General features: G+C 47.3%; 13 protein-coding genes. 10 read left to right on the forward strand and 3 right to left on the reverse strand.

The window, feature by feature from the left end:
* From KVT36_RS30995 to KVT36_RS31005, 3 genes are all read right to left on the reverse strand, one after another.
* Positions 1–204, reverse strand: a 204-nt coding sequence (locus KVT36_RS30995) for an S-adenosylmethionine synthetase N-terminal domain-containing protein (protein ID WP_305858847.1), incomplete at its 3' end; no start/stop codon positions are given.
* A gap of 19 nt (positions 205–223) precedes the next feature.
* The gene (locus tag KVT36_RS31000; RefSeq protein ID WP_217607302.1) at positions 224–1,591 is read right to left on the reverse strand and encodes a DUF4270 family protein; all 1,368 of its coding nucleotides are present in this window, start codon (positions 1,589–1,591) and stop codon (positions 224–226) included.
* A 120-nt stretch (positions 1,592–1,711) separates the two neighbouring features.
* Complete coding sequence (locus KVT36_RS31005; protein WP_089917041.1) at positions 1,712–2,530, reverse strand: glycogen/starch synthase; 819 nt, start codon at positions 2,528–2,530, stop codon at positions 1,712–1,714.
* A 257-nt stretch (positions 2,531–2,787) separates the two neighbouring features.
* Between KVT36_RS31005 and panC the strand changes: the two genes are divergently transcribed.
* From panC to KVT36_RS31055, 10 genes are all read left to right on the forward strand, one after another.
* Positions 2,788–3,651 carry a pantoate--beta-alanine ligase gene (panC, locus tag KVT36_RS31010; RefSeq protein WP_217607303.1) on the forward strand — a complete coding sequence of 288 codons (864 nt, stop codon included), beginning with the start codon at positions 2,788–2,790 and terminating at the stop codon, positions 3,649–3,651.
* Positions 3,652–3,787: 136 nt separating this feature from the next.
* Positions 3,788–4,132, forward strand: coding sequence for an aspartate 1-decarboxylase (panD, locus tag KVT36_RS31015; protein ID WP_217607304.1), 345 nt, complete (start codon positions 3,788–3,790; stop codon positions 4,130–4,132).
* A gap of 26 nt (positions 4,133–4,158) precedes the next feature.
* Positions 4,159–5,190 carry a lysylphosphatidylglycerol synthase transmembrane domain-containing protein gene (locus KVT36_RS31020; protein WP_217607305.1) on the forward strand — a complete coding sequence of 344 codons (1,032 nt, stop codon included), beginning with the start codon at positions 4,159–4,161 and terminating at the stop codon, positions 5,188–5,190.
* Between the two features lie 163 nt (positions 5,191–5,353).
* On the forward strand, positions 5,354–5,581 hold the full coding sequence (locus KVT36_RS31025) for a hypothetical protein (RefSeq protein WP_217607306.1): 228 nt from the start codon (positions 5,354–5,356) through the stop codon (positions 5,579–5,581).
* Between the two features lie 37 nt (positions 5,582–5,618).
* Positions 5,619–5,813 carry a hypothetical protein gene (locus KVT36_RS31030; protein ID WP_217607307.1) on the forward strand — a complete coding sequence of 65 codons (195 nt, stop codon included), beginning with the start codon at positions 5,619–5,621 and terminating at the stop codon, positions 5,811–5,813.
* Between the two features lie 78 nt (positions 5,814–5,891).
* Positions 5,892–8,048 carry a polyphosphate kinase 1 gene (gene ppk1, locus KVT36_RS31035; RefSeq protein ID WP_217607308.1) on the forward strand — a complete coding sequence of 719 codons (2,157 nt, stop codon included), beginning with the start codon at positions 5,892–5,894 and terminating at the stop codon, positions 8,046–8,048.
* A 93-nt stretch (positions 8,049–8,141) separates the two neighbouring features.
* On the forward strand, positions 8,142–9,032 hold the full coding sequence (locus tag KVT36_RS31040) for an exopolyphosphatase (RefSeq protein ID WP_217607309.1): 891 nt from the start codon (positions 8,142–8,144) through the stop codon (positions 9,030–9,032).
* 89 nt (positions 9,033–9,121) lie between these two features.
* A complete protein-coding gene (gene panB / locus KVT36_RS31045) occupies positions 9,122–9,937 on the forward strand; it encodes a 3-methyl-2-oxobutanoate hydroxymethyltransferase (protein WP_089917024.1) in 816 nt (271 codons plus the stop codon).
* Positions 9,938–10,150: 213 nt separating this feature from the next.
* Positions 10,151–11,035, forward strand: a complete 885-nt coding sequence (locus tag KVT36_RS31050; protein WP_217607310.1) for a DUF1338 domain-containing protein — start codon at positions 10,151–10,153, stop codon at positions 11,033–11,035.
* 147 nt (positions 11,036–11,182) lie between these two features.
* On the forward strand, positions 11,183–11,599 hold a 417-nt coding region (locus KVT36_RS31055), incomplete at its 3' end, for an aldehyde dehydrogenase family protein (RefSeq protein WP_217607311.1).

Consider the following 11,599-nt stretch of genomic DNA (forward strand, 5'->3'; position numbering starts at 1 on the left):
GGCAATGTCCTGCACATCCAGGTAAGCGTCTGACTTTACTTCACCGGCCAGCACTACCTGACCGGTAGTTACCAGTGTTTCGCAGGCTACCTTTGATTTTGCATCGTATGCAAGAAAATGATCGATCAGCGCATCGGAGATTTGATCGGCAACTTTGTCCGGTGGTCCTTCAGATCCAGATTCTGACGTAAATAAATAAGGCATAAAATATCCGTGTTTCGTTTTAAAGTTTCGTATAAATGATCCTCAGTTTCAGATTAAACTGGGAGTGGTTGCCTCCGCCTGCTCTTACACGATGCACATCAATATTCCTGGGTGAAAGCGCCTCCAGCTTAAAGCTTGTATTGGTTTCCTGTTTACGCAACAAACGCTGCATATACCGGGAAATGTTAAACTTGTATTGTGTATACTTCATCCCGCCAAACAGGGTTACCACTGTTTTGTCGCCACCAAAATATGGCTGATTAGGACTACTGGGGTTTCCGTAATCAATGAGGGGCCTGGTGGTGTCCCCGCTTACGTACTGCTGTAAAAATAGGAAATCCGGCGCAGAATAAATATCATTTAGGTCTGAAGGAGCGGGTGTAATTTCCGATACTACCAGCTCCGCCTTATTAATAACTGCATTGGGGAAATTTTCCAGGTTGGGTATGGTCACTTTTGTGAACAGGCCCGGTGCGTCTTCCAGGAATATTATACTGTCTCCCGCAGGGGTGTTGGTATTAATATACTGTGCGGCCTGTGAACCGGCATGGTTACGCACAAAGTAATTGGCATGTGCGGTAAAACCGGCTGCAAAGGGAAAGCTGGCGCTCAGTGAATCGTTTTCCGTGTTCTTATAGAACAGGCGGATGCGGGTCACAGGATCGTTCAGGTTCAGGTACAACATGGTACGGTTGGTAGCCAGCGTGGTATCCGGAACAATAGCCAGCCCTTTCAGGAAAGCATAAAAGGAAGAATCGTTGGTGAAACCGGTGGTAGCTGTTTGCTGCAGGAACTGGTTGCCCAGCGCAGTGCTTAACCGGATGCGCAGCTGCGGCGCCTCTTTGGTACCGTAAACAGATACGGAATCCTTTAAAGTACGCGGCACCACGGTAGCGGTACCCAGCAGCTCACCGGCATTATATTTTAAAGCCTGGTAATAACGGTAGTTGGAGTCTATCTTAAAATCCGGCTCCGCCATGCGGTACACCCGGAAGGTTTGGGCGGCCATGGAATCGCCATAGAAGCCCCTGTAGGCAATGCTTAGTACAATTGAATCCAGCGTTTGGCCTGTGCCGGCAAAGCTGTAGGCATTACTGGGCAGGCTCATTTGCGTATATACGAAACCGTGGGCACGGCCAAATAAAGGATCGCCCATAATAGAACCCAGCACCTTGGAATAGTTACCCTGGCCGGTATATACAGCGGAATCTGTTTTCCAGATATTCTGTGTAATAATACCTGTTAAGGTGGTATCAATCCCGTTTACATAATCCTGACCGGGTATAAGCTCATTTCCTAAAATGGTGGCTTCATTACATCCCGATCCGGCATACATGGTAATAAAAAAAGCTGCTATCAGTCCAAGGTTCCTTATAATAACTCTCACGCGCGATATTTTGTGGGTTTTAACTAGTCCATGGTCCACGGTCAATGGTCCATAGCTTGCTATTAAAAGCATGTATAACGCAAAAGGCCATGGACTATTGACTATAGACCATGGACATTTTTACTTCCCCATCAGCTGGTTATACAGCTGCAGGTAGTCGGCCAGGTCTTCGTTGTCTTTCTTATACGGGAGAATGATCTTACCCTTTTCTCCCTTTATTTCTTCAACCAGTTTTTTATCGGCCTTGTCGCCGGCTACCACTACGGCATCGGCATATTTGGCGGCGCCGCGGTTTAGTGCTGCGTTGGTACCTTCTTTATACAGCTCAATATCCTTTTCCTTGATCAGGTTACTGATGGTAGCCTTCTTTACAAAAGTGGGCCCCAGTTTTTCCTTAAAACCATTGGGTTCCAGCGAGTACACCACTTTGGAGTGTGCAAACACTGCTTCTTTTTTGTAGGCAGTTTTTAGGTACATCGGTATCAGTGACGTCATCCAGCCACTGCAATGAATGATGTCCGGCGGCCAGCCAAATTTCTTCACGGTTTCCAATGCTCCCTTGCAGAAAAATACGGCGCGGGCCGCATTATCGTCATAAAACTGTTCGTTTTCATCGGCGAAAACGGCTTTGCGCTTGAAATAATCTTCATTGTCCAGGAAATACACCTGCAAACGGGCGCTTGGCAAAGAGGCCACTTTAATGATCAGCGGATAATCATCGTTATCTATCACAATATTGATCCCTGACAGCCTTACCACTTCATGCAAACGATGCCGGCGTTCATTAATGATACCAAATCTTGGCATAATTACCCGTACTTCCAGACCCGCCTCATTGGACTTAATTGCCATTTTATTGACCATATTCGCATACTCGGTTAATTCCAGGTATGGCGACATCTCATGGGCAATAAAAAGAATTCTTTTCTTTGTGGACATTTAATGCTGATTATTAATGCAGTAATTTTTAATTTGGCTTGCAAAATTACGGATTTTTTAAAGAAAAAAGGACAAATTGGCACTTTTAACACCGTTTTAAGTATTGTTTTGTGGCAGAAACAGGGGTTTTACCGTAGTTTTCGCGCACGCGCAAACCAGTGTCAGACACATGACAACCAACATTATACTGCATTATTAACACACCACGGAATACTGATATATATCCATAGCACTGATCCGGCATAATACACAACAAAATGTACCTGTTTAAACAAAAAGACGAGCTCCGGCAATATCTTCATACGGCAAAACAACAAGGCGCAACGATTGGTTTTGTACCCACTATGGGAGCCCTGCATGAGGGACACCTGTCATTAATACACACGGCAAAGGCGCAAAGCAGCCTTACGGTTTGCAGTATTTTTGTGAATCCTACCCAGTTTAATGACCCGGCCGACTTTGAAAAGTACCCTATTACCATAGAAAAAGATATTCAGATGCTGATAGCGGGCGGTACAGATGTGCTGTTCCTGCCGGCAGTAGCTGAAATGTACCCGGAAGGGCTCAGCGCCCCGGCCCCCCACTACGATTTTGGCGCGCTGGAAACCGTGCTGGAAGGCGCCCACCGCCCCGGCCACTTCCAGGGGGTAGGCCGCATTGTGCACAAACTGCTGGATATTGTGCAGCCGCACAAGCTGTTTATGGGGCAAAAAGACCTGCAGCAATGCCTGGTGGTAACCCGCTTATTACAACTCATTGATTCCCCGGCGGAAATGGTCATCTGCCCTACCCTACGCGAGCCGGACGGGCTGGCCATGAGCAGCCGTAATATGCGCCTGGGCCCTGACGAACGGAAAAATGCAGTGGCTTTGTACCAGGCCCTCTCCTATATTAAAAACGGCCTGGCTAAAGGCGGCTCCCTGCCTGACATACTTGCTGCCGCCCGTTTGCAGTTGCAATCCAGTAAATTTGAAATGGATTACCTGGATGTAATTGCCGTTAAAGACGACGGCATTATCCAGTTCCCGGAACAGGCGGTCACTAACCTGCCCATGTATGCAATAGTAGCAGCACGGATGGAAGGCAGCCCGGTAAGGCTTATAGATAATTTGCAGATGTGATGATGTGCTGTTTTTGACCGTTTGCTACGGCTCATATTATAAACATCACATTATATAATGCATGTAACATCTGCACATTTGCATATCCGCACAGTCTCACATTTTTCCGTAGCTTTGCGGTCGCTGAATTAAAACTATGCAGATCGAAGTACTTAAAAGTAAGATACACCGCGCAGTGATAACGGAGGCTAACTTAAACTACGTTGGCAGCATTACCATTGACGAAGACTTAATGGAGGCCGCCAATATGATTGAGTATGAAAAGGTGCAGGTGGTGAACGTGAATAATGGCGAACGCCTGGAAACCTATATTATCAAAGGCAAACGCAACTCCGGGGTGATCTGTATGAACGGACCTGCTGCCCGTTTGTGCGCCGTAGGCGATGTGGTGATCATTATCTCCTATGCTACCATGGATTTTGAAGAAGCTAAAAAATATAACCCCCTCGCTGTTTTCCCTAAAGAAGGTAACAAATTGTAAGACAGGAACTAACTTAATATCAACGTATGCCCAAGAGATTGAAAAGTTTACTCCAGATCGTTGTTTTCCTGGGCATAGGCTTGTTATTGATATGGCTGGTTACCAAAAACCTCTCCGACAAAGAAGTAGAAGATATTAAAGAAGCTTTCCGCAATGCACACTATTGGCTGGTATTACCGGCCATGATCATAGGTATTGCCAGCCACTGGGCCCGTGCCGTTCGCTGGAAGCTGCTTATAAAACCACTGGGTTACTCCCCCTCCGTACTCAATACTTTTTTTGCCGTAATGGTAGGTTACCTGGCTAACCTGGCCCTGCCCCGCCTGGGGGAGGTAAGCCGCTGCGGTATACTGGCCCGGTATGAGAAGATACCGGCCGATAAGCTGGTAGGCACCATGATAGCCGAAAGGGCCATAGACCTGATCTGCCTTATTATTTTAATGATCATTACCGTAGCCGTGCAGATAGATGTGGTAGGCCAGTTCTTTGCCACCCGCATCTGGGTGCCGCTGCAGCAGAAATTTGCCAATGCCGGCGCCACGCAATGGCTTATACTGGCTGTGATAATAATAGTAGTGATAGCCGCCATTTACATCTTCCTGAAACGTTTTGCCCGTTCCAAAGCCGCTGTTACCTTCCGCGCATTAGCCCGCGGCGTAATGGAAGGCATTTTATCTGTGGGTAAAATGGAGCGCAAAGGCTGGTTCCTGTTCTATACCCTGCTTATATGGACGCTGTACTTCTCCATGTTGTACTGCGGTTTTTATACCCTGGATGAAACTTCACACTTAGGTTTTAAAGCTGCCATGGCCGTACTGGGTTTTGGTAGTATAGGCATGATCGTTACCCAGGGCGGTATTGGCGCTTACCAGGTGCTGGTGCAGCAAACCCTGTTGTTATACGGCATACATGCCACTACCGGTTATGCTTTTGGCTGGATCTTATGGCTGGCCCAAACCTTGCTGGTAATGGTGGTAGGCCTGCTCTCCCTGATCTTATTACCGGTACTGAATAACAGCCGCAGCCAGCAACCGGCGCCTGCAGAGATCAAAAAATAAACTTACCGCAATAGCTATTTACAGCAAACAAAATACTGGCAATGCACTTACATTTGGGCATTGCTATTAACCCGATGCTCTCTTAATACCCCGTAACCCGATACGTTCTCCTGAATACGTTATTAATTATTAATTCCTATACAATTCTTTCCTGTGCCTGTTTATGAAACATCATTACATGGCGTGGCTGGTAAGTATTACCCTCACAAGCCGCCTGGTCTTTAAGCACGTATTCCATCTTGAGTTTGACAGCAGCCACCTCTGGATAGGCTGGCAGGTTATAGACCCGCAGCTGTTGCAGCATCACCTGCTGCAAGCCTCTGGTACCTGCATAGCCAGCCGCCCTTGTACAATCTTTTCCTGGGCATTACCCTTAAATTGTTCCCTGTAAATTATGCGCTGGTGCTGGAATGGCTATACCTGTTGTTATGAAAGCAAGAGATATCGTGATCGCCTATGCGTTATTTAACATCCTGTTTGTATTGTGTACGGGTAACCTGCTGGAAATAGGCGAGAATATGCGTTTCCGTTTTATGACCATCCCTTTATTCCTGGTGTTATGCACCATGTTGTACGGCCGCTGGCTGTATAACTTTTGGGGGAAGTTTTACAAAATGCTGTAACTTAGATTTAACATGAAATTGTTTCCAAAAACCGTATTGTTGTGGTTATTGTGAAACACCTGAATGCAAAATTAATTTATGCGTTTGACGAAAAGTGAGCCAGGCGACATGACACCCGCTACAGATATTTTACCAGATCTAAAATTGAACAAGAAAAAAGATCACCTTCCTAAAAAAAAGATGATAGCCAGGGATGTAAGCTGGTTATCATTTAACGCCCGTGTATTGCAGGAAGCGGCCGACCCCACAGTACCGCTGCGCGAACGTATCCGTTTCCTGGGCATTTTTTCCAATAACCTGGATGAGTTTTTCCGTGTAAGGGTAGCCACGCTTAAACGCATGTTATCCTTTGGCAAATCGGCCAAAGTGCACCTGGAAGAAAACCCCGATGAGATCCTGGATGAGATCCAGCAGATAGGCATCCAGCAGCAGCGTGAGTTTGACCGCATCTGGAAAGGGATTGAGGAAGAGCTGCGGGCCGAAAAAATATTCATCCGCACAGAAAAACAGCTGAACAAAGAGCAGCAGAAATTTGTGCTCAGCTATTTTGATGAGGAAGTACGTACCAACATCATCCCGCTGATGATAGAAAGTATCCAGCACTTCCCTTTCCTGCGTGATAAATCTATTTACCTCGCCGTGGTGCTGGCCCGGCAGGATAATTCCGTACGGCAGAAGTTTGCGCTGATAGAAATACCCACCGCCATCCTGCCCCGCTTTATCTTACTGCCCTCCAAGGAAGGCGAGCATGATATTATACTGCTGGAAGATGTGGTGCGTTTTTCCCTGCCCAACATCTTCTCTTATTTTGGATACGATAAATTTGAATCACATATTATAAAGGTTACCCGCGACGCAGAGCTGGATATTGATAACGATATAGCCAACAGCCTGATACACCAGCTGGAAAAGGGTATTAAAGACCGGCGTAAGGGTAAGCCTGTGCGGTTTGTATATGATAAGGATATAGATCCCCTGCTGCTGGAATACCTGATGCGCCGTTTGGGCCTCTCTAAAAAAGATAACCTGATACCTGGCGCCCGCATCCATAACTTTAAAGATTTTATAGATTTCCCGGATGCAGTGTTCACCAACAAACAGCTGCATCACCGCAAAACATTCGTACACCCGCTGTTCCTGAATGCGCCCAGCGTAATGCACGTAATACAGCAGCAGGATGTAATGCTGCACTTCCCCTATCATTCCTTTGATATTATTATAGATCTGCTGCGTGAAGCCGCCATTGATCCCAATGTTACCAGCATTAAGATCACGGCCTACCGGCTGGCCCGCAATTCCAAGATCATGAACGCATTGGTGAATGCCGTGCGTAATGGTAAGCAGGTAACCGTGGCCCTGGAGCTGCGCGCCCGCTTTAATGAAGAAGATAACCTGCGCTGGAAAACCCGGCTGGAAGATGAAGGGGTAAAAGTGCTGATAGGCATACCCGGCATGAAAGTGCACAGCAAATTATGCGTGATCAAGAAACGGATCGGGAATAAAGTAGTGCAATGTGGTTTTGTGAGCACCGGTAACCTGAATGAAAAAACGGCCCGTGTGTATGGCGACCATTGCCTGCTGACCGCCAACCGTAATGTAATGGCAGATGTGAACCGCATTTTTGCCTACCTGGAACATCCGCGCCATGATATAAAGTTCCTGGAAACCTGTACTATCCTGCCGGTAAGCCCCTACAGCATGCGGCAGTTCTTTTTACGGTTAATAGACCGCGAGATCAAGAATGCCAGGCATAAAAAGCCGGCCCGCATGATCCTTAAAATGAACTCCCTCTCCGACCCGGAAATGATAGCCAAATTATATGAGGCGGCTAAGGAAGGGGTAGATATTAAGATGGTGATACGGGGTATCTGTTGCGCCTATACGGAAAATAAAAAGTGGAAGAAAGATATACAGGCCGTAAGTATTATTGATGAATACCTGGAACATGCCCGGGTATTTATTTTCCATAACAGCGGCCAGGAAAAGGTGTTCATTGCCTCCTGCGACTGGATGCTGCGCAACCTGGACCACCGCGTGGAAGCTGCCGTGCCCATCCTGGACCCGGTAAGCAAGCAGGAGCTGATAGACATTATGAACATACAGCTCAGCGGCAATGTAAAAGCCCGCATACTGGATAATGATCAGAACAATGAATACAAGCGCGACCAATCCGGTAAAAAAATACGCTCCCAGATAGAGGTTTATAAGTATTTGCACGAGAAACAGTATAGCTGATGTGCTGGTTTATGTTAAATTGGACGTAAATCCGCCGATGCACTGATCCTGCAATTCATTTGCACATCTGCACATAATCTTTATCTTGCATCCATGAAACTTGCTGCTATCGACATTGGTTCCAACGCTGCACGGTTACTGATATCAGAGGCCTCGCCTAAAAGCAATGGCGAAATGGATTTCATAAAGGTGAACCTGGTACGTGTACCGTTGCGTTTAGGCTTTGACGTTTTCAGCACCGGCGCCATTTCCGAACAAAAAGCAGCCGAACTGTTAAATACCGTAAAGGCCTACAAGCTGTTACTGGAAGTATATGGCGTTAAATACCTGAAGGCCTGCGCTACCTCTGCCATGCGCGATGCCGGCAATGGCCCGGAGCTGATGAAGCAGGTGAAACAGGAAACCGGCATAGATATACAGATCATTACCGGCGAGGAAGAAGCTTCTTTTATTTACGAGAACCATGTGGCGGAACATATGGCCAGCACCCAGTCTTACCTGTACATTGATGTAGGCGGCGGCAGCACAGAACTCACCTTTTTCAGCAACAACAAGCTGATATTTAAAACCTCTGTTAATATAGGCACCATCCGCCTGTTACAGCGCCAGGTAACCGAAGCGCACTGGCAGCTGATGAAGGATACGCTGAAACAGCAGCTGAAAGGTTATGGCCCGGTAACGGCCATTGGTTCCGGCGGTAACATCAACAAGATCTTCTCTCTTTCCAAACGCAAGGAAGGCAAACCGCTTTCCCTGGAAACCCTTAAAGATTATTACAAAGAGTTCAGCAGCTTTTCCGTGGAAGAGCGTATTCACCTGTACAACCTGCGGGAAGACCGTGCGGATGTGATCGTACCGGCGCTGCAGATCTATGTGAATGTAATGCGCTGGGCCGATGCCACTGAAATATACGTACCTAAGATAGGCCTGGCCGACGGCCTGATACAGGCTTTATATGCCGAAATAAGCGGTAACCTCCCGTAAAAAAAATGCTGTAGTGATCAATATATTCCCCAAATTTGTGCCTCTGAATCTGCGCTGAACATTAATTATTGATTATTAACAGCTATCAAATGTCTGTAAACAAGGAAGTTAAACGCGTTACCACCCATATACTGCAAAAGATGAAAGCAGATGGGGAGAAGATATCTATGCTCACAGCTTATGATTATTCCATGGCCGGAATTTTTGACGATGCAGGCATAGATGTGGTACTGGTGGGCGATTCCGCCTCCAATGTAATGGCCGGGCACGAGACAACCCTGCCCATTACGCTTGATCAGATGATCTACCACGCCTCCTCCGTGGTAAGGGCTATTAAACGCGCCTTTATAGTAGTAGACCTTCCCTTTGGCTCTTACCAGGGTAACTCCAAAGAAGCATTAAGCTCTGCCATCCGTATTATGAAAGAAACCGGGGCGCATGGTATTAAAATAGAAGGTGGTGAAGAGATCATTGAATCCGTAAAACGTATTATATCTTCCGGGGTGCCGGTAATGGGCCACCTGGGCCTTACCCCCCAGTCTATTTACAAATTTGGCACTTACGCCGTGCGCGCTACCGAAGAAGCAGAAGCGCAAAAGCTGCTGCAGGATGCTGTGCTGCTGCAAAACGCGGGCTGTTTTGCCATAGTGCTGGAAAAGATCCCCGCCCTGCTGGCCAAAAAAGTAGCGGAAACCGTACAAATTCCCATTATTGGTATTGGCGCCGGCAAGTATGTGGATGGGCAGGTACTGGTAATGCACGATATGCTGGGTATTAACAAAGAGTTTAAACCTCGTTTTCTGCGTCGTTACCTGAATTTGTATGAAGATATACTGAACGCTACCCAGCAGTATATAACAGATGTAAAGAGCCGGGATTTTCCGAGTGAGAATGAACAATACTGAGGCAAATTGCCGTCATTGCGAGGCGTAGTGTAAAGCTATTGTGTGTGGGGCGGCGATTCAGGGCTTCGCAATACGGGTATAAACAAGCGGATAATCATTTTGTTTATTTAATACACCAAAACAAGAATTATCAATTACAAGCCACGAATGAAAAAACTGTTCTTCAACAAAACGCAGGCAATTCGTAATTGACAATTCGTAATTGAACACGCTATGCTAGAGCAAGTACTCAGCGGCCTCATGCAACGCTACATGGAGCGGGTGCCGGATGTAAAGGCCATTATACAAGCCATGGTACAGGAAGGTATTATTGCAAAGCCGGAAGATGTGGAGAACGACCACATTGCATTCCGGACCATGGGCGTGCCACACCTGGGCATACAATCCCTGGAAAAGATCTTCCTCCATTACGGCTACACGAAAAAAAGCGCCTACCATTTCCCCGAGAAAAAGCTGGATGCTTTCTGGTATGCACCGCCCGCCCCTCATTTTCCCCGCATTTTTATCAGTGAGCTGCGTGTGCAGGACCTGAGCCTACAAGCCCAACAGCTTATTCTCAGCTATACCGGCGAAGTAAAGTCCGATCCCGTAGATGCCCTGAATCTGGACGATGCCACCGCAGTAGATAACTTCCTGCACAGCGGTTTATGGCGCCTGCCTACTCTGGAAGATTATAAGCTGCTGGCAGCTGAAAGCGAGTATGCCGCCTGGGTCATCTACAACCGTTATTACCTGAACCACTTTACCATCAGCGTACATAACCTGCCCCCGGGTTATAATACCATTCCTGAGTTTAATGCTTTCCTGGAGCGTAAAGGTTTTACCCTGAACAATGCCGGCGGCAAAATGAAGGTAAGCCCTGATGGCGGCCTGCTGCAAAGCGCTACGGTAGCCAATATGATCACTGCTGCATTTGCCAATAATGAAACACACCCCATTGCCGGCTCTTATGTGGAGTTTGCAGAAAGAAAGGTACTGCCCCAATTTGCACACCTGCCCGCAGACCAGGTAAAACGGGAACACCGCCGGGATGGTTTTGAAGCCGGTAACGCGGATAAGATCTTTGAGAGTACGTATAGTTCGCAGACGGGGAGATAGTTGAGTCCATGGTCCATAGTCGATGGTCCATGGCCTTGAACGTAAGGTAGCTTTACAAGTTATATCACTGGAGCGCAGGCAACTGCGCAATATGCTATGGACCATCGACTATGGACCATGGACTAAATAATCATTAAATTGCAACCCATGATAGCAGATATCCTGAAAGAATTTAATATACCAGCCCGGCATAGCGGGGTAAGCACCGGTAAACACTGGCTGAAAGGTGAAGGTGAAGTGCTCAGCTCCTTTTCCCCGGTTGATGGAAAGGAAATAGCCCAGGTGCAAGGCGGCAGCAAAGCGGAGTTTGATACGGTGGTAGCCGCCGCAGAAGAGGCTTTTAAAGAATGGCGCCAATGGCCCGCGCCCAAACGTGGCGAGGTGGTGCGGCAGATAGGCGAAGCGCTGCGCACGCATAAAACATCGCTGGGTAAGCTGGTGTCTTATGAAATGGGGAAAAGCCTGCAGGAAGGTTATGGCGAGGTGCAGGAAATGATAGACATCTGTGATTTTGCCGTGGGCCTTTCCCGCCAGTTATATGGTCTTGCTATGCACTCTGAAAGA

The sequence above is a fragment of the Chitinophaga sp. GbtcB8 genome, assembly GCF_019091455.1.
Lineage (GTDB): Bacteria > Bacteroidota > Bacteroidia > Chitinophagales > Chitinophagaceae > Chitinophaga.

Excerpts from the sequence above, each read along its gene's own strand:
- KVT36_RS31050 (WP_217607310.1), top strand. The coding sequence starts at position 10,151 with ATGCTAGAGCAAGTACTCAGCGGCCTCATGCAACGCTACATGGAGCGG.
- panC (WP_217607303.1), top strand. The coding sequence starts at position 2,788 with ATGTACCTGTTTAAACAAAAAGACGAGCTCCGGCAATATCTTCATACG.
- KVT36_RS31025 (WP_217607306.1), top strand. The coding sequence starts at position 5,354 with ATGAAACATCATTACATGGCGTGGCTGGTAAGTATTACCCTCACAAGC.
- panD (WP_217607304.1), top strand. The coding sequence starts at position 3,788 with ATGCAGATCGAAGTACTTAAAAGTAAGATACACCGCGCAGTGATAACG.
- KVT36_RS31040 (WP_217607309.1), top strand. The coding sequence starts at position 8,142 with ATGAAACTTGCTGCTATCGACATTGGTTCCAACGCTGCACGGTTACTG.
- ppk1 (WP_217607308.1), top strand. The coding sequence starts at position 5,892 with ATGCGTTTGACGAAAAGTGAGCCAGGCGACATGACACCCGCTACAGAT.
- KVT36_RS31020 (WP_217607305.1), top strand. The coding sequence starts at position 4,159 with ATGCCCAAGAGATTGAAAAGTTTACTCCAGATCGTTGTTTTCCTGGGC.
- KVT36_RS31005 (WP_089917041.1), bottom strand. The coding sequence starts at position 2,530 with ATGTCCACAAAGAAAAGAATTCTTTTTATTGCCCATGAGATGTCGCCA.
- KVT36_RS31030 (WP_217607307.1), top strand. The coding sequence starts at position 5,619 with ATGAAAGCAAGAGATATCGTGATCGCCTATGCGTTATTTAACATCCTG.
- panB (WP_089917024.1), top strand. The coding sequence starts at position 9,122 with ATGTCTGTAAACAAGGAAGTTAAACGCGTTACCACCCATATACTGCAA.